Here is a 19475-nt window from a genome sequence, read left to right on the forward strand (position 1 = left end):
CCGCCCCTGTCCAGCGCAGTGTCTCAAGCGTGATACAGGGACTGCCCCCTCCCTGATCCAGCCCCGGTTCCAGAGGCCTCGCCGGGAATTTCCCGTCCCGGACCGGTGTAACGGGCACGAAACACCTTCACCACAACGATGACGTCGATATTTTCCAAGCCATTGATTCTAAAAGGCAACTTAATTCCGGCACGGCAACTGCCTCGATTCTGTATCGCCGATCACGGATCAGCGCACCACAAAAGGAGCCACCGTCATGCCGGGGAGCATTGCCAAGGTCGTTGCATCCCGCTCGTTATTGGCAGAGGGTTTCTGTGCCACCGCCGACACGGCGAACGTGGGCAATCCGCTGCCAGGCCATGCGGGCAACCTCCGGGCTCCGGCGACCAGCGACAATCACCCCCCACCCAAGAACGACAAGGCGGCTGCCGTCCCCAACGCTCAGCACGCCCACGCCGCTGGCAGCGCGACGCCGTCCAGCACTTGCACCCTCACCGTCAACGACGCCTCCACCAAGACCGGACCTCTCCCAGCCGGCATGACCTTCGCAGTTGACGGCGACGACTCGGGCATCGCCCAGCGAAATGACGATGCCTATCTCGACACCTGGAGCGCCTCGCTCCGCACCGAGGGCAGCGACACCGGCCATACGGACAGCCAGACCCGGACGCCCCGGGCCATCCCGGCGACTCCGCCATCAACCACGCAAGCGTTCACAGGGTAGTCAGTGGCGGCCCCCGCACACCCACTCGCTACCCACGACGCTGGCTGCCCAGCCTGCGTTCACGCCGGCAAGCCACTGAGTTGAACACGAAGGCCCCGCTTCCGGGGCCTTCGTTCTGTTCTCGCGAGCGACATTGCTCGCCGTAGCTCGAGAGCGCTGTGCCTCATTCCCCCATGAACAGCATCGCGGACAAAGTCCTACGAGATACATCTGCGCTCGGGGCGGCCCCACCCCAGTCCTCGGCTTTGGCATCCTGCGTCGCTCTACCTCCTGCATCCATGCAGTCGTCTCCCCGGGGGAAAGGGGACCGTTCGGTGCAGGAGGAAATCCCGGTCTCAGCCGGCACGGTCTGCCCCCTCTCCCTGAGGGAGAGGGTTGGGGTGAGGGGGAAGCGCTGGCACAGATCGTCCAGAAGTAGACAGTTGCCTCTACGCGGCGGCACGGTTTTCATCCGTAGAAACAACGGCCCTGGGGTGACCGCGGGATGCCCCGTCACCACAACTCCCCGACGTTCTTTTTGTAGGAGCGGGCTTGCTCGCGAGCAGACTCGTGGCAGCTTCAGTGAGAGGCAGACTTTCCTCAGGGCCGTACACGCGGCTCCGCCTCAAAGGCGCTGCGCAGCAACTCGACGAACGCCGGCGCCGGCGGGATTTCCACCTCTGCGATGCGGTTCACCGGCACCGCCGGCGTCCAGGAATTCATCACCACGGCGCCGGCCAGGCGCGGCAGGTCCTGGCGGTCGATACTCAGCACCGCCTGGCGCACGCCGAGCGCGGCCAACTGACGCTGCAGGATGCCCTGGGTGGTCCCGGCGAGCATCTTCGCCCGCGGCCAGATCACCGATTCGCCATCCCAGAACGCCAGGTTCCAGATGGTCGCTTCGCTGAGGCGGCCACGCTGGTCGGCGAAGATCGCATCATCGAAACCAGCGGCCACCGCTTCGCGCAGATACCAGGTTTTGGCGACCTCGCCCACGTGCTTGATCTCCGGCAGCACCCGCTCGTGCCCGGCGATGGCCAGCGACAGCGGCCCCTGTGGCCCGTCCGATGGCGGCGCGGTGCGCACCAGCAGCTCGGGCCAGTGCTCGGGGCCGGCGACGGTGAACTCCCCGGCGGGCGAGTACACCGTCGCCATCAGCGACGTATCCGCCGGCGCCTGCTCCAGCGCGGCGCGCAAGGCAGCGTGGATTTCCTCGTCTGCATGGCTCTGGCCGAACAGCCGCTGCGAGGCATTGCGCAGGCGTTCCAGATGCAGGTCCAGGCCACGAATACCGCCGTCGCGTACCTGCATGGCGGTGAAGTGGGCGTAGCCGGCGAAGGCCAGAGGCGCGAGGTCGGCAGCACTGGCGGACTGGGCGTTGCGTTGCGTGATGTAGGGATGAGTGGCGGCTGACATGGCGTTGGCTTCCTCTGCGCTGTGATCTTCAAGGTGAGCCAACTATCGGGCTTTGACGATGCCAGGAGAAACGAGTATTTCTCGAAGGATCATCAAGGATAATTTGAAGATCAATGAGCCGCTCCTTTCCCGGAATCCGTTCCCTGCGCACCTTCGAGGCCGCCGGCCGCCACCTCAACTTCACCCGTGCCGCGGAAGAGCTCGGGCTAACCCCAGCGGCGGTCAGTCATCAGATAAAGGAGCTGGAAGACCAGCTCGACCTCAGCCTGTTCACGCGCACCAGCCGCAGCATCCAGCTGACCCCGGCTGGCGCGCTACTGCTGGAAGCGGCGGCGGAATCCCTCGACCTGCTGCGCCGTGCGACCGCGCGCGCCCGGCGTTTGTCGCGCAGCGCCGAGCAACTGCGCGTATCGCTGACCGCCCGCTTCGCCACCCACTGGCTGCTGCCGCGCCTGCCGAAGTTTCGCACGCTGCATCCTGGGTTGAAGCTCAGCTTCGACGTCAGCGACGAGCTGCGGGATTTCGCCGTCGATGACCTCGACCTGGCCATCCGCTTCGGCAGCGGGCGCTATCCGGGACTGCAGGCGGAGCGGCTGTTCGACACCCTGATCGTGCCGGTCTGCTGTCCGAGCCTGCTGGAACAAGGCCCTCCCCTGCGCGAACCTCGCGACCTGCTGGCCCATACCCTGTGCTTCGTCGATTGCGAAACCGAAGGCGCGGTGTGGCCGGACTGGGCGCGCTGGATGGCGGCGGCGGGCGTTGAGGACTTCGACCCCGGCAACTGCGTCGCCTTCGACGACACCAGCCATGTGGTGCAGGCGGTGCTGGAAGGTGGCGCGGTCGGCCTGGCCGATCGCGCAATGGTCGCCCGCGAACTGGAACAGGGCCTGCTGGTACAGCCCTTCGAACTGGGCGTACCGGTGGCCGAGGACTATGCCTACAGCCTGGTCTACCCACTGGCCAACGGCGACGATCCGCGAGTCAAGGCCTTCCGCGAATGGATCCTCGGGGAAATGGCCAACGGCTGATCGACGCGGGCGACTTGCAAACACCGGGCTTTCCTGCGAAAACCCACGCCCTCGCGGCCGTCGTGCCGCCAGCGCGTCACGGGAGAACGCCATGAGCAACGAACTGCAGATCGAAGATATCGTCGTCGGTGACGGCAAGGCCGTGGTCAGAGGCGCCCTGATCACCACCCAGTACACCGGCACCCTGGAAGACGGCACCGTCTTCGACTCGTCCTACGGCAAGGGCCGTCCCTTCCAGTGCGTGATCGGCACCGGTCGCGTGATCAAGGGGTGGGACCAGGGCCTGATGGGCATGAAGGTGGGAGGCAAGCGCAAGCTGTTCGTACCGGCGCACCTGGCCTACGGCGAGCGCCAGGTCGGCGCGCACATCCAGCCCAATTCCAACCTGCTGTTCGAGATCGAGCTGCTGGAAGTCCTCACCCGCGACGACTGATCCTCACGCCGACGCTCAAGCCGGCGCGGCTTCCACGCTGCGCCGCAGCGCCAGGATCGCAGTCGGCCCCTGGGCCTTGCGGGTGAACCAGAACACCCGGCTCACGCCCCGGGTGATCGCCACGTAGGCCAGGCGCGACTGCTCGTCCTGCTGGGCCTGATCATAGCCACTGGCGAAGAAGCCCGAAGCCGCGTACAGCGCACTGCGCAGCGGGTGTTTCTCCGGCGGCGCGCAGTCGTCGACGATGATCGCCACTTCCGCCTGCAACCCCTTGGCGCGGTGAATGGTCATGCCCTTCACCGGCAACGTGCGGTCCAGCTCGCCGAGGATCGTCTGCAGGGTTTCGTTGCGCCGACCGAGCAGCAGCACGGCAGTCTTCTCCCGCGATCCACGCGCGGCAACGTGCTCGCACTGCTTGCGGATCTCTTCCAGCAGAACCGGCAGGTTGTTGCGCGCGTCGAAGCGCTGTACCAGCTTCACCCCGTGATCGCCCGCCTCTGCCGACTTGAAGGCGCGGCAGGTCTTGGCCTGTTTGCTGGCCACGCCCACCAGCACCCGCTCGCCGTCGCGGATCACCGGGTCGATGCTGCGGTAGTTGGTTTCCAGCAGCAGCACGCGACTCTTGCGCCGGCCCTTGCTGGGGAAGTGCCGGTCGAAGTCCATGAACAGCTCCGGCGAGCTGCCGCGCCAGGCGTAGATGGATTGCCAGTCGTCACCGATAGCCATCAGGCTGACCGCTTCGCCGCGCTTGGCGAGGTCGCGGTGCAGCGCCTGCAGCCATTGCACGATCTGCGGCGAGACGTCCTGGAACTCGTCGATCAGCAGGTGCTGGAACGGCGCCAGGGCCTCGGCCGGCAGCTTGCCATCGCCGAGCTGGTCGGTCAGGCGCTGGAAGGCCAGGTTGAAGGTCAGCAATCCCTGCGCCTGCAACGCGGCGTCGAAGGCGGTCCAGAACCGCTGCAGCGCCTCGATGAAACGTCGCTCGCGAGGCGGACAGTCCAGTTTCTTCGGCTGCAACTGGTCGATGCGCAGCCCGATGCTCTCGATGAACCCGGCCTGGGCGTAGAAGGCTTCGAACAGGGGCGGCGCGGTGAACTCGCCGGCCAGCTTGAAGGCATCCAGCGGCGCCTTGCCGATGCGCGGCGGCTTGCCGTCTTCGCCGGCTTCGGGCGGCGGCGGCAGGTCGAGCAGTTGATGTACCAGCATGCGGAACTCAGCCTGTTCGGCATAGCACTGCTGATAGACCTGCTTGAGCAGGCGCTGTTGCGCCGGACGCAGGCGGCCGGCGAGCAAGGGGTTGTCCAGTTCGCTGGCGGGGTCGCGCTCGTCCAGTTGCTCGAACCAGCGGGGGTTCTTCAGCGCCACCTTGGCCAGGGTGCCCATCGCCGAGTGGAAGGTACGCACGCACTGGCGTGCCTGAGCCGCGTCGAACGAATGCCCCCAGTAGCCGAGCACCTTCAGCAACTGTTCGCGCAGTTGCGCGCAGGAGGCGTTGGTGAAGGAAATCACCGTCACTCGCTCGGCCTCGATACCCAGGTGGCACAGCAGGTAGACCACGCGCAGGACCAGGGTCGTGGACTTACCGGAGCCGGCGCCGGCGAAGATGCGGAGCAACGGATCGGGCGCGAGGATCATCGCCCACTGCTCGTCCGACGGCAGGCTGATCACCCCGGCGGCCGCCGCCTGGGCGACGCGTTCGCGCATGGCGGTGGCCTGCTGCTCGTCGGGCGCCCCGGCCGTGCCATAGATGCCGGCAGCGGCAGTGCGCGGGCGCGCGGGCGCAGGCCCCTCGGCATCTTTCTTCTTCGTGCGTGGGCCGCGCTTGGCCGGGGCCTTGCCCTTGCCTTTGGCCTTGCCGCGCCCACGGGGCTGCGGCTGCGCCGCTTCGCGTTCGGCGCGCAGGTATTCGGTGGTGCGGGGGAAATACCGCGCAAGAGCTTCGGCGACCAGCCGTTTATAGCGTTCGACAGCAGACTCCATTGGCCCTACCAGATCAGTTACAGCGTTGAATCATAAGTGCTTTTCGACAGGGACAGGCAATCGTTGCGAGCGTTCCGCGATGAACTCCAAAATTGATAAGCATTAGCGATTGCATTAGAGTCGGTCTCCCCGCTTTTCCCGGCCCCGCCGGTCTACGGATGACCCCATGTTCGAACTGGAAAATGTCAGTTTCAGCGTCCCCGGCCGCACGCTCCTGCAACCGCTGAGCCTGCAACTCGCCCACGGCAGCATGATCGGCCTGATCGGCCACAACGGCTCGGGCAAATCGACCCTGCTCAAGCTGCTGGCCCGCCAGCAGCAGGCCAGCGGCGGCAGCATCCGCCTGGACGGCAAGCCGCTGCAGGACTGGGGCAACCGCGACTTCGCGCGCCAGGTGGCCTACCTGCCGCAGCAGTTGCCGCAAACCGACGGCCTGACCGTGCGCGAGCTGGTCGCCTTCGGCCGCTATCCGTGGCACGGCGCGCTGGGCCGCATCACCGGCGAGGACCGCAAGCAGATCGACCGCGCCCTGGAGCTGACCGACACCCAGGTCTTCGCCGACCGCCCGGTGGACCTGCTCTCCGGCGGCGAGCGCCAGCGCGTCTGGCTGGCCATGCTGCTGGCGCAGAACAGCCGCTTCCTGCTGCTGGACGAGCCGACGTCCGCACTGGACATCGCCCACCAGGTGGAAGTGCTCTCCCGCGTCCACGAACTCAGCCGCGAGCTGGACCTGGGCGTGCTGGTGGTGCTGCACGACATCAACATGGCGGCGCGCTACTGCGACCACCTGATCGCGCTGCACGGCGGCCGCCTGCTGGCCCAGGGCAGCCCGGCGCAACTGATGCACGGCGAGACGCTGGAAGGTATCTACGGCATTCCTATGGGCGTGCTGGCCAATCCGGTGGACGGCTCGCCGATCAGTTACCTGCGTTAAGTTCGATTGCGACCCCGGCGCGCGATGCCGGGCGATTCGCGACCATGTCACCGGTACAGACCACAGGGCCAGTACCGACGCAATGCCTGGAGGAACGATCGATTCGTGATTCCAGATCAACTATCCTTTGTCGTTTGCCGCGTTTTTCTCAAGGACCCGAGTCGGGACAATGCCGCCCATCGCATTCCATGGCCCGGAGTCCCACCCCATGCCCCTCGCACTCCTGGCGCTGACCCTGAGCGCCTTCGCCATCGGCACGACGGAGTTCGTCATCGTCGGCCTGATTCCGACCATCGCCACCGACCTGGGCGTCACCCTGCCCTCCGCCGGCCTGCTGGTCAGCCTCTACGCCCTGAGCGTGGCCATCGGCGCACCGTTGCTCACCGCCATGACCGGGCGGATTCCGCGCAAGGCGCTGCTGGTCGGCCTGATGGCGCTGTTCACCGTCGGCAACCTGGTGGCCTGGCAGGCGCCCGGCTACGAATCGCTGATCATCGCGCGCATCCTCACGGGCCTGGCCCACGGCGTGTTCTTCTCGGTCGGTTCGATCATCGCCACCAGCCTGGTGAGCAAGGACAAGGCCGCCAGCGCCATCGCCACCATGTTCAGCGGCATGACCGTGGCCTTCGTCACCGGCATCCCGCTGGGTACCTTCATCGGCCAGCACCTGGGCTGGCGCGTGACCTTCCTGGTGGTGGCCGCCTTTGGCGTGGTCGCCCTGCTCGGCAGCCTGCTGCTCGTGCCCAAGAGCATCCAGCACACCCCGCCGGCGCCGCTGCTGCGCCAGGCTCGCGTGCTGCTGCAACCGCGCCTGCTGCTGGTCTACGCGATGACGGCGGTGGGCTACGGCGGCTCGCTGATCGCCTTCACCTTCCTCGCGCCGATCCTCCAGGACCTGGCCGGTTTCAGCCCGAACATGGTCGGCGTGGTCCTCCTGGCCTACGGTGTCTCGGTGGCCATCGGCAATATCTGGGGCGGTCGCCTGGCCGATGAACGCGGTCCGGTAAGCGCGCTGAAGATCATCTTCGGCCTGCTGGCGGCGGTGCTGCTGGTGCTGACCGTCACCGTCGGCAACCCGTGGCTGGTGGTGCTCACCGTGCTGGCCTGGGGCGCCGTGGCCTTCGGCAACGTGCCCGGCCTGCAGGTGTATGTCGTGCAACAGGCCGAGCGCGTGGCGCCGGATGCGGTGGACGTGGCCTCGGGCTTCAACATCGCCGCCTTCAACCTCGGCGTGGCCGGCGGCTCCTGGGCCGGCGGCCTTGTGGTGAGCCACCTGGGCCTGGGCCATACACCCTGGATCGCCGCCGTGGTGACGCTCGCCGCCTTCGGCCTGACCGCCCTGAGCGGCCGCCTGGACCGTCGCACGGCCACGGAACCGACCGCCGCCGGCGCGCTTCCCACTCACTGATCGACCAAGGAGATTCCCATGAGCGTACCCGCCTTCGGCCTCGGCACCTTCCGCCTCAAGGGCCAGACCGTCATCGACTCGATCCGCAGCGCCATCGACCTGGGCTACCGCGCCATCGACACCGCGCAGATCTACGGCAACGAGGCGGATGTCGGCGAAGCCATCGCCGCTGCCGGCGTACCGCGTGACGTGCTGTACCTGACCACCAAGATCTGGACCGAGAACTATGCCGCCGACAAGCTGATCCCCAGCCTCAAGGACAGCCTGCACAAGCTGCGCACCGACCGCGTCGAGCTGACCCTGATCCACTGGCCCTCGCCCAGGGGCGCGGTGCCGGTCGCCGAGTTCATGGGCGCCCTGGCCGAGGCCAAGGCCCAGGGCCTGACCGGCGAGATCGGCGTGTCCAACTTCACCGTCGCGCTGATGCGCGAAGCCATCGCCGCCGTCGGCGCCGGGCAGATCGCCACCAACCAGGTGGAGCTGCACCCCTACCTGCAGAACCGCAAGGTGGCCGACTTCGCCAGGAGCCAGGGCATTCACCTCACCTCCTACATGACCCTGGGCTATGGCAAGGTGCTGCACGACCCGCTGATCGCTGAAATCGCCAAGCGCCACAACGCTACCCCGGCACAGGTCACGCTGGCCTGGGCGATGCAACTGGGCTACTCGGTGATCCCGTCCTCCACCAAGCGCGAGAACCTGGAAGGCAACCTGCGCGCGGTCGACCTGCGCCTGAGCGACGCCGACATGGCCGCCATCGCCACGCTGGATCGCAACCAACGCATCACCAGCCCGGAAAGCCTGGCGCCCGCCTGGGACTGACCCAACCGGCCGTCCGACCTGGGCGGCCTTGCCCTTTGCCAAGGAGTCTTCATGAGTGCTAACGATTACGCCGCCTGGACCTGAGCGCCCGGCGCCGGTCTCGATGGCCTGAACCTCGCCCGCCTGCCGCTGCCCGTCCCCGGCCCGGACGAGGTGCTGGTGGCCAACACCGCCATCGCCCTCAACCCGGTGGACTGGAAGATGATCGACCCTGTGCAGTGCGCATGCGGGGTATCTGACCGGGCAGAACCTGTTGCTCGATGGCGGGGCGTATCCGGGGACGTTCTGAGCGCTGCCGCCCCGAGCGCGAATGCATCGATGCGCAACGGCTCCTTGCTCTTTGTAGGAGCGAGCTTGCTCGCGAACCGATTCAACCAGCAGCTCCAGTGCCGAGCCGTTCGCGAGCAAGCTCGCTCCTACAGAGCAGCAGCCGCTCCGCCCAGCCAACCCTCTACAATTACCCCGCCGCTCCCGAACAGGCCCGCCGATGAAAGCCCATTCCGACGAACTCAAGACCTTCGCCACGGTGATCGACTGCGGCTCCATCACCGCCGCCGCCGAGCAGTTGGGCCTGACCCCCTCGGCGGTCAGCCGCGCGCTGTCGAAGCTGGAGGAAAAGCTCGGCACCACCCTGCTCAACCGCACCACGCGGCGGATGAAGCTGACCGAGGAAGGCGAGTTCTTCCTCGAACACGCGCGGCACATCCTCGAGCAGATGGACGCCCTCGAAGAACGCCTCGCCCTGCGCCAGCAATCCCCCGCCGGGCGCCTGCGGATCAACGCCGCCTCGCCGTTCATGCTGCACGCGGTGGTGCCACACATCGGCGCCTTCCGCGAGCGCTACCCGGACATCGAACTGCAGCTCAACACCAACGACCTGAACATCGACCTGCTGGAACAGAGCACCGATATCGCCATCCGCATCGGCCAGCTCGCCGACTCCAGTCTGCACGCCCGCCCCCTGGGCAGTAGCCGGCTGAACCTGCTGGCCTCGCCGCAGTACCTGGAACGCCACGGCATGCCGGCCGACCTGGACGAGCTGCTGGGCCGCACACTGCTCGGTTTCACCCAGCCCGAGGCGCTGAACATCTGGCCGCTGCGCCATGCCGGCGGCGACACCCTGGCGATCACCCCGCGTCTCTCCGCTTCCAGCGGCGAGACTCTGCGCCAGCTGGCCCTGAGCGGCCAGGGCATCGCCTGCCTGGCGAGCTTCATGACCTGCACCGACATCCAGGCCGGGCGCCTGGTACGGGTACTGCCGGAACTGACCAGCGAGCGCCGCCAGCCGATCCACGCGGTGTACTACCGCAACTCGCAGCTGGCCCTGCGCATCCAGTGCTTCCTCGACTTCATCCAGCAACGCCTGGCGCAATCTCTGGACAGCGCCGGCTGACGCGCGAAGAAATTCCGCAACTTCGTCATTCCTCGACCACACTGGATAGGACTCGCCGACACGCCGCTGCAACGCCGTGTCGGCCCGCCGAGATCGAGGGGCTTGGCATGTCGCCACTGCTGCTGTACCTGCGCGCCGTCATCCATCCGGGCCGCGACACCCTGCTATTCGCCCTGCGCACCGTGCTGGCCGGGCTGCTGACGCTGTACCTGGCGTTCCTGCTGGACCTCGACCAACCCAAGTGGGCGACCATGACGGTGGTGATCATCAGCACCCCGCTGGCCGGCATGACCCTGCAGAAGAGCTTCGCCCAGGTGATCGGCACCACCGTCGGCGCGATGGTGGCGGTGGCGATCATGGCGCTGTTCCCCCAGGCGCCGATGCCCTTCATCGTCACCCTGGCGCTGTGGCTGGCGATCTGCACCGCCGGCGGCACCCTGATGCGCTTCACCCATTCGCACGCCTTCGTCCTCAGCGGCTTCACCGCGGTGATCGTTGCGCTGCTCGCCCAGCCCGACCCGGAATCCACCTATACCCTGGCCATCACCCGCGTCACCGAGACGCTGCTGGGCGTGGCCTGCGTGACCCTGGTCAGTCTGTTCTTCGCCCGGCCGCAGAGCGTGGCGCGGGGTTACTTCGCCAAGGTCGACCAGTTGATCCGCCTGATCGCCGTGCACGCGGCGGCGGTGATCCGCGGCGAGGAGCTGGAAGAGGATTTCCAGCAGCGGCAGAAGCAACTGCTGGGCGAGATCGCCTCCCTGGAGATGCTGCGCCGCCACCTCTACTTCGACGCCCCGCGCCTGCGCGGCGCCGACGAGCTGGTGCAGCAGTTGGCCAACCAGTTGGTGCTGATGACCTCCCGCCTGGCCATCCTGCGGCGCCAGCGCAAGCTGATCGAGGCTCGCCTGGACGGTCCGCTGCCCGAGTCCGTGCGCCGCCTGCGCGAGGACGAGCTGGCCTGCCTGGCCGAACTGGCCGAGTACGGCCGCGCCCTGCCAAGCGGCACGCGCAAGCGCATCACCCAGTTGCGCCAGCGCTTCGACGCCGCCGCGCAGCAGGCCGAGGAACTGGCCGACGGCCTGCCCACGTCGCTGCGCTCCCTGGCCTGGGCCCTGCGCTTCGAACAGGCGCGGCTGATGCAACAGCTGGACGAGATGATCGAGCTGAGCGAAGCGATCCAGGAAGGACGCCCTGGCAGCAGTTCCTATCCGCAGAGCCAGGCCCATGCGCTGCACCTGGACTTTCACCTCGCCGCGATGAACGCCACGCGGGCCTTCATCGCCCTCTGCTGCGCCGGCTGGATCTGGGTGGAAACCGCCTGGGACGGCGCCCGCGCCGGGATGATCCTGATCGGCATCCTCTGCTCCCTGCTCGCCACCTTCCCCCGCCCGCTGCTCGCAAGCCAGGCCTACCTGCGTGGGCTGGGGCTGGCGCTGGTGGCGGCAGCGCTGTTGCAGTTCCTGCTGCTACCCAGCGTCGGCGACTTCGAAATGCTCGCGCTATTCCTCACCCCGCTGCTCTACGTGATCGCCGTCGGCCTGGCCAGCCCGCAGACCGCCGGGATCGGCATTGGCCTGGGGCTCTCCACCTTCCTGCTGGTGGGGCCGCAGAACCAGGGCGCCTGGATCAACACGGCGGTGCAGTGGTTCGAGTTCGCCGGCGGCTACGTCAGCGCCGGCGTGCTGGCGCTGCTGGTGTATGCCTGGGTGTTCCCCTTCGACGCCGATGCGCGCCTGCGCCGCCAGTCCCGCCGCACCCGCGCCGAGGTGCGAGCGGTGCTGCTGTCCACGCCCAGCGAAGCGCGCCGTTTCCTCTTCGAGAGCCGCATGGTCGACCGCCTGGCGATCATGCTCGGGCTGTTGCCGGCGGCCCGCGACAGCCAATCCGGCGAGCGCTTCCAGTGCAGCCTGGCGAGCATGACCCTGGGCGTGGTACTGCATCAGCTGCGCCGCGAAAGCCTCAACCCCAGCGGCCTGCCGGAGCCGCTGCGCGAGCGCCTGTCGCTGGTGCTCGACGAACTCGCCGCCTGCCTCGACCAACCGCCCGCGGCGCCGTTGCAACGGGTGCTGCCGGCCATGCGCGAGCTGGGCTCCGAGCTGGACGAGTTGCATGGACACGGCGCGAGCGCCGGCGGCGAGCCCCTGCGTCCGGTGTTCGTCAGCGGCGTGGCGCTGCTGGTCGCCGCCGCCCTGCTGGAACGCTTCCGCGACCTCTACAGCGAAGCGGCCCCCTTCCACGACGACCACGGGGAACAGCCGCTGCATGCCCGTTGATATCGAAGTCGGCGGCGTCTACCTGCCGCCGCTGGCCCAGGCCCTGTTGCTGGCCCTGCCGATCTTCCTGCTGCTGGACTGGACGCTGCGCCGCCTGGGCGTGCTGCACCGGGTCTGGCACGAAGCACTCTTCGAAGGCGCGCTCTACGCCTGCATCTGCGCCAGCCTGATCCTGCTCATGGGGACACTGCACTGACATGTTTGACATTCGCAAGGCGCTTGCGCCACTGACCACTCTCGCCGTCGTGGCGCTCGCCCTGGTGCTGGGCAGCTACGCCTGGGTCTATTACACCCGCGCGCCCTGGACCCGCGACGCCCGCGTGCGGGCCGAGGTGGTGTCGCTGTCGGCGGACGTCACCGGGCGCATCGTCGACCTGCGCGTGCAGGACAACCAGCACGTGAACAAGGGCGACCTGCTGCTGCAGATCGACCCCGCCCGCTACGAGCTGGCGGTGCAGCACGCCGAGCGCGCGGTGGAAGTGGCGCGGGCGGCGCTGGGCCAGTCGCGGGCGGCCATCGTCGCCAACCAGGCGCTGCTGCACCAGCGGCGGAGCGAGGAAATCCGCCGGCGGGAGCTGAAGGCGCGCTCGGCGATCTCCAACGAGGAATGGGAAAAGGCCAGCACCGACGTGGCCGTGGCCGAGGCCCAGTTGCTGCGCGAACAGGCCAACCTGGACCTGGCGCAGGCCAACGTCAGCCTGGCCGAAGCGGCGCTGCGCCAGGCGCGCCTGGACCTTGAGCGCACCCGCGTACTGGCGCCGGTGAACGGCTACGTGACCAACCTGCTGACCCGCGCCGGCGACTACGCCACCGCCGGCAACGCGCTGGTCGCGGTGGTCGACAGCGACTCCTTCCACGTCAGCGGCTACTTCGAGGAAACCAAGCTGCCGCGCATCCACGAAGGCGACCGGGTCCATGTCGAACTGATGAGCGGAGAACGCTTCGACGGCACCGTGGAAAGCATCGCCTTCGCCATCACCGACCGCGAAAACCTGCCCGGCAGTCGCCTGCTGGCCAACATCAACCCGACCTACACCTGGGTCAAGCTGGCCCAGCGCATCCCCGTGCGCATCGCCATCGACCCCGCCTACGCCGGGCGCGACCGCCTGCGCGCCGGCACCACGGCCACGGTCAGCGTGGAGGAGTCCAAGCCTTAGGAAGCCAAGGCAGCACCGACTCGTAGCACGTTTGTCACTCATCCCGGTCAACATGAGTCCATTCACACTCTGACCAGGGATCGCTGTGAACCCCACACACGCCGTACGATCCATCGCCAGAAGCCCGTACCTGGCCCTCCTCCTGCTGATCGGCATCGTCCTGGCGCTGTGCGCCTGGCGTTCGATCCTCCCCGAATCACTGGACAACCCCGACCGTAGCGCCTTCCAGCACCGCTGGATGCAGGGCCAGGTGATCCTGCTGATTCGCCACCTGGAGCGTTGCGACCGTTCCAGCGCACCCTGCCTGGGTGCGGCCGACGGCATCACCGTCCGTGCCGCCCAGTTGGCCAAGGGCCTGGGCCAGGCCATCAGCCGCTACGGCCTCGCCGCCACGGACATCTACAGCAGCCCGCTGACCCGCACCGCGCAGACGGCGGACCTGATGTTCGACTACAGCGTGACGCGCCAGGACTGGCTCTTCACCTGCAAGGACAACGACCTGCTGGGCCATATCCGCCGGCACAAGACCACCCACCGCAACCTGGTGCTGGTGACCCACAGCGAGTGCTTCGACCGCCTGATGGAAAACCTCGACAAGCCCGAAGGCGAAACGCCCGAGTACGGCGAAACGCTGGTGCTGTTCGACAATCACAGTCGCTCGCCGTGGATCGCCGGCGAAATCGAAGTCCCGGACTGGACCGAGCTGCGGCGTCACCCCAACGCAGGCTGAGCCGGCTGCCAGAAGCGCATTTCTGTGCCATCTTTTGCGCATCGTCCCACGGAGAGGCGCGATGCCCGCCCTGCTCATCCAGCACCCCCTGTTCGCCGCCCCGACGCTGTTGCTGCTCGACCTGCTGCTCTGGCGCCTGGCCGGCACGGCTCATCCGCACTGGCGCCTGGCGCTGCGCGTGCTCTGTTTCCTGCTGTTCAGCCTGCTGCTGTTCAACGCCGGGATGAACCCGCTGCGCGCCGCGCCCTGGGCCGACGACCTGCCCAGCCACATGGTCGCCACCGGCGTGCAGATCCTCTGGTGGATGTTCGCCGCGCGCTGCCTGACCGTGGTGCTCGGCTTCCTCCTGGTGCAGCGCGTCGGCCACGCCGGGCGGCTGCTACAGGACGTGGTCGGCGCGCTGATCTTCCTCATCGCCAGCATCGCCGCCGCCGGCTACGTGCTGGAGCTGCCGGTGAAGGGCCTGCTGGCCACCTCCGGGGTGGTCGCCATCGTCCTTGGCCTGGCGCTGCAAAGCACCTTGAGCGACGTGTTCTCCGGCATCGTGCTCAACACCACCAAGCCGTACCAGCTGGACGACTGGATCTCCATCGATGGCATCGAAGGCAAGGTGGTGGAGATCGACTGGCGCTCCACCTACCTGCAAACCGGCCAGGGCAGCCTGGCGGTGGTGCCCAACTCCCTGGCGGCCAAGGCCAAGCTGCTCAACCTCAGCCGGCCGGCGAACCTCTATGGCTTGAGCCTGAGCCTCACCCTCAGCCCGCGGGTGCGTCCGCGCAAGGTCATCGACGCGCTGGAGCGCGCCCTGGGCGGCTGCCGCATGCTGCTGACCAGCCCGGCGTCGACGGTGAGCGTGCGCAAGTCCGCCCCCGAGGGCGTGGAGTACGAAATGAGCGGATTCGTCGCCGCCATGAGCGAGAAGCGCGAGGCGCGCAACCAGCTCTACGACCTGGCCTTCCGCCACCTGCAGGCCGCCGGCATCGAACCGCTCAGCGATGCCGACGTACCTGCCCGCGAACACGCCTCCCGCGCCCGCGCGCTGCTGGTGCGCTCCGGCCTGTTCGACGCCCTGGCCGACGCCGAACGCGACGAACTGGCGGCGTCCATGCAGCGCCGGCCCTTCAAGGCCGGCGACGTACTGCTGGCGGTCGGCGATGTCAGCGAGCAGTTGCTGATCATCGACACCGGGGTGGTCAGCGTCACCCTGCCTCGCGACGGACAGACCCTCGAAGCCGGCCGCATGGGCCCCGGCGAGGTGATCGGCGAAGCCGGCGTGCTGACCGGCTCCGCCTGGCACGCGCAGTTCACCGCCCTCAGCGACGGCGCGGTCTATCGCCTGGACAAGGCCGTGCTCGCCCCCTGCCTGGAAGCCCGCCAGGAGATCGCCGAAGCCATGACCCGGCTGCTCGACTTCCGCCAGAAGGCCAGCGCCGCGCTGCTGGTGGAGCAACCGGTGGCGGTGCCGCAGCGCGGAATCATGGCCTGGCTGAAGCAGTATGCCGGGCGCCGCTACAAGACCTGAATCGAACAGGTCCGGAGCGGCGCGCCCATCAGGCTCGATCGGGCGAAGCGCGCAGGCACGCCAGCGGCACCCAGCCGGACTCGCCGCCAGTCCGACTGCACCAGCACCAGCCCCCCAGCCCCCCAGCACCCTGGCGCCCTCCAGCCGCTCGCCGACCTCGACATCGAGTTCGCGGGCGCTGTAGTCCTCCACGGCCATTGCGACACCCGGAGCCGTCAGCCGGAAGACCTGCGCCGGCACCCAGCCATCCTCCTGCCCAGGCGTCGAACAGAAATACCAGTCCTGCCAGCCTGCCTCGCCCTCATAGCGCTCCCCCACCCTCAGCATCGTGCCCCGGGTGAAAGCGATCGGCTCGGGAAACTCACCGCGATGGGGCTGGATGACGTCGTACCGCATGCCGTTCTCCTTGTGCCAGGCAGTGCGGAGGATAACGCTCAGAGCGCGACGTGGAAGACCACCCCGTCGCCCACCGCGTCCCAGGACCCACGTTCCAACGCCCCCTTGCTCGCGAACCGCCCGGCACCCGCGCAGACCGCCTGACGCCGGCCTTGCCGGCGGACCGCGGACAAATCCGCTCCTGCGGAGCGACAGTTTTCTGTCCGTGGAAACAACGGCCCTGGGGGAGCCGTAGGACGATCCCTCCACCCCCGACAGCCCCAAGCGAGCCTGCTCCCCCTACATGGGGCGCAGTTGCAGGGGGTCGACCAGTCCGGCGGCAATGGCCATGCCTACCAGGTCGGACAGGGTCCCAGCCTGCATGCGCCTCATCACCCGCGCGCGGTACAGGTCCACGGTCTTCACGCTGATCTCCAGTTGCTCGGCCACTTCGCGGCTGGTGTAGCCGCGCACCAGCGGCAGGAATACATCGCGCTCGCGGGGCGTCAGAGCGGCGAGGCGCTCCTCCAGCTCCCCCAGTCCGGAGCGCGAGGCATGCTGGCGTTCGCGGGAGCTGAGCGCCTGTTGCACGCTGTCGAGCAACAGTTGCTCGTTGTAGGGCTTCTCGATGAAATCCACCGCGCCGGCCTTGAAAGCGCGGATCACGATGGGCACGTCGGCGTGGCCGCTGACGAAGATCACCGGCAGCTCGACACCGCGCTGGCGCATCTCCTCCTGCACCGCCAGGCCACCCAGACCGGGCATGCGCACGTCGAGCAGTACGCAGGCGTGGGCGTCGGCCGGGCAAGCGTCGAGGAACTCGCGGCCGCTGGTGAACGGCAGCGCCTTCAGGCCGACCGACTCCAGCAGCCAGACCGTCGAGTCGAGCATGCCCCGGTCATCGTCCACCACGTACACCACTGCCCGTTCCATCGTTGTCTCCGTCATTGCCCTCTTCCTCCCGCCGGTAGCCGGCACGCCAGGCGCAGACCGCCGGTGGCCACCGCGCGGGCATCCAGCGTGCCGCCAAAACCTTCGACGATGCCACGGCTCATCGACAGCCCCAACCCCAGCCCGTCCGGCTTGCTGGTGAAGAACGGCGTGAACATCTGCTCCAGTGCTTCGCCGCTGGCCCCCGGCCCTTCGTCCTCCACCCAGACGCAGAGCCGCCCGTCTTCTTCGCGATGGCTGCCGAGGCGGATGTGCGACGGTTCGCCGGCATGGCGCTCGCGATTCGCCTCGATGGCGTTGCGCAGCAGGTTGAGGAACACCTGCTCCAGCAGCACGCGGTCGGCGTAGATGGGGGGCAGATTCTCCGTCAACGCTTCGCTGACCGCCACCTCCGCGCCGGCGGCTTCCCAGGCGCACAGGCCCAGCGAAGCGCGCGCCACTTCGTTGATGTCCAGCGCCTGCATGCGCCGCTGGCCCTTGCGCAGGAAGGCGCGCAGACGGCGGATCACTTCGGAGGCGTGGGCGGTGTGCTCGACGATCTGCGCCAGCCCCTGGGCCACGCGATGCGCGGCTTCCGGCTGGCTGTCGAGAGTCTTCAGGTAGCGTTGGCTGGCGCTGGCGTAGTTCATCACGGCGGCCAGCGGCTGGTTCATCTCGTGGGCGATGCCCGAGGCCAGCTCGCCCAGGGTCACCAGGCGCGCGGTGTGGGCCAGTTCTTCCTGGTGCCGGCGCTGCTGGTTTTCGCGCAGTTCGCGCTCGGTCATGTCGCGGGCCACCAGCGAGTAGTAGCGCTCGCCACCAGCCGCCTGGTGCGCCAGCAGGACCAGCGACAGCGGCGCAGCGCTCCGCCCGGCCCCGGCGCGCAGCCGGCCTTCGGCGCTCCACACGCCGCTGTGCCGGGCGGTGTCCCAGCCTTCGCCTTCAAGTTTATCCGCAAGGCCGTCGTCGAGCACGTCGGCGACGGACGCCGGCAACGCCTCATCCTCCAGCCCGAGGGCACGGCGCGCCGATGGGTTGAGATAGGTAACGCGACCGGCCGGGTCGACGAACAGCACCAGGTCGGTATTGGCCTCGACCACTTCGGCCAGCCGCCGCAGGCCCTCCTCGGCCTGTACCCGCGCGGTGATGTCGCGGGACACGCTGACCACCTCCATCACCTGGCCGGTGTAGGTCTCGCGGATCGCGCGACTGGCGGTTTCGAACCACAGGTAATGGCCGTCACGGTGGCGCAGGCGGTAAGTCAGGGTCACGTAGCCGTCCTGCACCAGCGCGTCACGGGTGCGCTCGGCGACGCGCTGGCGGTCCTGCTCGTGGAGCATCGGCAGCAGCGCCTTGCCGCGCAGCTCTTCGGGCCAGTAGCCGAGCAGCGTCCAGGAGGCCGGCGACACATCGAGCAACTGGCCGTCGAGGGTGCGGCGGGAAATCAGGTCGGTGGTGTTCTCGATGATCTGCCGGTACAGCCGGCTGGCCGTGGCCGCTTCGCGCTGTTCGCGCTGTTGCATGGTGACCTCGCGGCCGTGGACCAGCACCTGCCGCTCCGCGAGCATCGGCACGAAGGTCCAGAGGAACTGCCGGTCTTCGCGCTCACCGACCACCTCGTGCACCGCCCGCCCCTGTTCCAGGCAAGTGCGCAGCAGTTGCGCATGGTTGCTGGGCAGCAGGTCGCGCGGTTCGGCGCCGGCGAACTCCGTAAGCCACTGGCGCAGGGCCCGGTTGCAGTCGACCAGCGTCGCCGACTCGTCCAGCACCAGCGCCGGCTGCGGATCGGCGCTGAGCAGCGGCGCGGTGCGATGCGCGTGGCGGGCCAGGACGAGCACTTCCCCGAGCAGCTCGCCAATCCAGTCCAGCCAGCTCCCGGCCTGGTCGGCGGGACTTTGCACCAACAGCAATCCAGGACGCTGCGCATCCAGCGACAGCACCAGCGCCAGCCCCTGTCCCCAGCCAGCGCGGCGCAACCGGCCGGCGAGCCAGCACGGCACGCTCATCAGTTCGTCCAGCGGCAGGCGCTGCCGGCCTTCCAGGTGCGCCGCCAGGGCCAGGTCATTGGCCTGCAGCGGATCGCCGCTACCCGGCGGCAGACGCGAGGCGCCGGCAACCGCTTCGAAGCTGTGGCTGCGCGGCTGCCATTCGACGTAGAGCGCACGCGCCACGCCGTCGCGTTCGAGGCACAGCCGCTGCAGCACCTCAGCCTGCGCCGCGACGGGGGCCTGCTCGCGCACCAGGCGCACCAGGGTATTCAGGTGGGGCATGGGAAGGACTCGATGGGGCTTTCGATGAATATAGTATTTATACCATACACCTTAGGTTTAACTTCCATATCAGATACGACATTGCTATAAAACGCCCCAAT

At 68.1% G+C, this 19475-nt stretch carries 16 protein-coding genes and 1 pseudogene; 12 read left to right on the forward strand and 5 right to left on the reverse strand.

What is annotated here, in order from left to right:
• Positions 1–256: 256 nt before the first annotated feature.
• Complete coding sequence (locus H681_RS13315) at positions 257–724, forward strand: hypothetical protein (RefSeq protein ID WP_015477391.1); 468 nt, start codon at positions 257–259, stop codon at positions 722–724.
• Positions 725–1303: 579 nt separating this feature from the next.
• On the opposite strand, the gene H681_RS13320 is transcribed toward H681_RS13315, so the two are convergent.
• Positions 1304–2119, reverse strand: a complete 816-nt coding sequence (locus H681_RS13320; RefSeq protein WP_015477392.1) for an aminotransferase class IV family protein — start codon at positions 2117–2119, stop codon at positions 1304–1306.
• Positions 2120–2232: 113 nt separating this feature from the next.
• Here H681_RS13320 and gcvA point away from each other — a divergent pair, with 113 nt between their 5' ends.
• Both gcvA and H681_RS13330 read left to right on the forward strand, forming a co-directional pair.
• Positions 2233–3147, forward strand: coding sequence for a transcriptional regulator GcvA (gene gcvA, locus H681_RS13325; RefSeq protein WP_015477393.1), 915 nt, complete (start codon positions 2233–2235; stop codon positions 3145–3147).
• Positions 3148–3238: 91 nt separating this feature from the next.
• Positions 3239–3580, forward strand: a complete 342-nt coding sequence (locus H681_RS13330; protein ID WP_015477394.1) for an FKBP-type peptidyl-prolyl cis-trans isomerase — start codon at positions 3239–3241, stop codon at positions 3578–3580.
• A 15-nt stretch (positions 3581–3595) separates the two neighbouring features.
• Here the strand turns inward: H681_RS13330 and H681_RS13335 are convergent, their stop codons facing one another.
• Positions 3596–5560: a DEAD/DEAH box helicase gene (locus tag H681_RS13335; protein WP_015477395.1), complete on the reverse strand. Its 1965-nt coding sequence runs from the start codon at positions 5558–5560 to the stop codon at positions 3596–3598.
• Positions 5561–5726: 166 nt separating this feature from the next.
• On the opposite strand from H681_RS13335, the gene H681_RS13340 reads away from it, so the two are divergent.
• The 9 genes from H681_RS13340 (at position 5727) to H681_RS13380 (ending at position 15799) form a co-directional block, all read left to right on the forward strand.
• The gene (locus tag H681_RS13340; RefSeq protein WP_015477396.1) at positions 5727–6494 is read left to right on the forward strand and encodes an ATP-binding cassette domain-containing protein; all 768 of its coding nucleotides are present in this window, start codon (positions 5727–5729) and stop codon (positions 6492–6494) included.
• A gap of 208 nt (positions 6495–6702) precedes the next feature.
• The gene (locus H681_RS13345) at positions 6703–7902 is read left to right on the forward strand and encodes an MFS transporter (RefSeq protein ID WP_015477397.1); all 1200 of its coding nucleotides are present in this window, start codon (positions 6703–6705) and stop codon (positions 7900–7902) included.
• Between the two features lie 18 nt (positions 7903–7920).
• Positions 7921–8724, forward strand: a complete 804-nt coding sequence (gene dkgB / locus H681_RS13350) for a 2,5-didehydrogluconate reductase DkgB (protein ID WP_015477398.1) — start codon at positions 7921–7923, stop codon at positions 8722–8724.
• A 487-nt stretch (positions 8725–9211) separates the two neighbouring features.
• Positions 9212–10117, forward strand: coding sequence for a LysR family transcriptional regulator (locus tag H681_RS13355; protein WP_015477399.1), 906 nt, complete (start codon positions 9212–9214; stop codon positions 10115–10117).
• Positions 10118–10224: 107 nt separating this feature from the next.
• Positions 10225–12390, forward strand: coding sequence for an FUSC family protein (locus H681_RS13360; RefSeq protein ID WP_015477400.1), 2166 nt, complete (start codon positions 10225–10227; stop codon positions 12388–12390).
• Positions 12380–12586, forward strand: coding sequence for a DUF1656 domain-containing protein (locus H681_RS13365; RefSeq protein ID WP_015477401.1), 207 nt, complete (start codon positions 12380–12382; stop codon positions 12584–12586). Before H681_RS13360 ends, H681_RS13365 begins: the two co-directional genes overlap by 11 nt.
• Before the next feature lies 1 nt (position 12587).
• Positions 12588–13547 carry an HlyD family efflux transporter periplasmic adaptor subunit gene (locus H681_RS13370; RefSeq protein WP_015477402.1) on the forward strand — a complete coding sequence of 320 codons (960 nt, stop codon included), beginning with the start codon at positions 12588–12590 and terminating at the stop codon, positions 13545–13547.
• 85 nt (positions 13548–13632) lie between these two features.
• Positions 13633–14277 carry a histidine phosphatase family protein gene (locus H681_RS13375; protein WP_015477403.1) on the forward strand — a complete coding sequence of 215 codons (645 nt, stop codon included), beginning with the start codon at positions 13633–13635 and terminating at the stop codon, positions 14275–14277.
• Positions 14278–14338: 61 nt separating this feature from the next.
• The gene (locus H681_RS13380; RefSeq protein ID WP_015477404.1) at positions 14339–15799 is read left to right on the forward strand and encodes a mechanosensitive ion channel domain-containing protein; all 1461 of its coding nucleotides are present in this window, start codon (positions 14339–14341) and stop codon (positions 15797–15799) included.
• A 285-nt stretch (positions 15800–16084) separates the two neighbouring features.
• Here the strand turns inward: H681_RS13380 and H681_RS27120 are convergent.
• The 3 genes and pseudogenes from H681_RS27120 to H681_RS13390 all read right to left on the reverse strand — a co-directional run.
• Positions 16085–16195: pseudogene (locus H681_RS27120) on the reverse strand (ligand-binding protein SH3); the annotation flags it as partial.
• Between the two features lie 279 nt (positions 16196–16474).
• Positions 16475–17107 carry a response regulator transcription factor gene (locus H681_RS13385; RefSeq protein WP_015477405.1) on the reverse strand — a complete coding sequence of 211 codons (633 nt, stop codon included), beginning with the start codon at positions 17105–17107 and terminating at the stop codon, positions 16475–16477.
• An 11-nt stretch (positions 17108–17118) separates the two neighbouring features.
• Positions 17119–19374, reverse strand: coding sequence for a PAS domain S-box protein (locus tag H681_RS13390; protein WP_015477406.1), 2256 nt, complete (start codon positions 19372–19374; stop codon positions 17119–17121).
• Between the last annotated feature and the right edge of the window lie 101 nt (positions 19375–19475).

The sequence above is a fragment of the Pseudomonas sp. ATCC 13867 genome (assembly GCF_000349845.1).
Classification (GTDB): Bacteria; Pseudomonadota; Gammaproteobacteria; order Pseudomonadales; family Pseudomonadaceae; genus Pseudomonas.

Bases quoted from the DNA above. Each gene is read 5' to 3' on its own strand.
- H681_RS13315 (WP_015477391.1), top strand. From the start codon at position 257: ATGCCGGGGAGCATTGCCAAGGTCGTTGCATCCCGCTCGTTATTGGCA.
- H681_RS13320 (WP_015477392.1), bottom strand. From the start codon at position 2,119: ATGTCAGCCGCCACTCATCCCTACATCACGCAACGCAACGCCCAGTCC.
- gcvA (WP_015477393.1), top strand. From the start codon at position 2,233: ATGAGCCGCTCCTTTCCCGGAATCCGTTCCCTGCGCACCTTCGAGGCC.
- H681_RS13330 (WP_015477394.1), top strand. From the start codon at position 3,239: ATGAGCAACGAACTGCAGATCGAAGATATCGTCGTCGGTGACGGCAAG.
- H681_RS13335 (WP_015477395.1), bottom strand. From the start codon at position 5,560: ATGGAGTCTGCTGTCGAACGCTATAAACGGCTGGTCGCCGAAGCTCTT.
- H681_RS13340 (WP_015477396.1), top strand. From the start codon at position 5,727: ATGTTCGAACTGGAAAATGTCAGTTTCAGCGTCCCCGGCCGCACGCTC.
- H681_RS13345 (WP_015477397.1), top strand. From the start codon at position 6,703: ATGCCCCTCGCACTCCTGGCGCTGACCCTGAGCGCCTTCGCCATCGGC.
- dkgB (WP_015477398.1), top strand. From the start codon at position 7,921: ATGAGCGTACCCGCCTTCGGCCTCGGCACCTTCCGCCTCAAGGGCCAG.
- H681_RS13355 (WP_015477399.1), top strand. From the start codon at position 9,212: ATGAAAGCCCATTCCGACGAACTCAAGACCTTCGCCACGGTGATCGAC.
- H681_RS13360 (WP_015477400.1), top strand. From the start codon at position 10,225: ATGTCGCCACTGCTGCTGTACCTGCGCGCCGTCATCCATCCGGGCCGC.
- H681_RS13365 (WP_015477401.1), top strand. From the start codon at position 12,380: ATGCCCGTTGATATCGAAGTCGGCGGCGTCTACCTGCCGCCGCTGGCC.
- H681_RS13370 (WP_015477402.1), top strand. From the start codon at position 12,588: ATGTTTGACATTCGCAAGGCGCTTGCGCCACTGACCACTCTCGCCGTC.
- H681_RS13380 (WP_015477404.1), top strand. From the start codon at position 14,339: ATGCCCGCCCTGCTCATCCAGCACCCCCTGTTCGCCGCCCCGACGCTG.
- H681_RS13385 (WP_015477405.1), bottom strand. From the start codon at position 17,107: ATGGAACGGGCAGTGGTGTACGTGGTGGACGATGACCGGGGCATGCTC.
- H681_RS13390 (WP_015477406.1), bottom strand. From the start codon at position 19,374: ATGCCCCACCTGAATACCCTGGTGCGCCTGGTGCGCGAGCAGGCCCCC.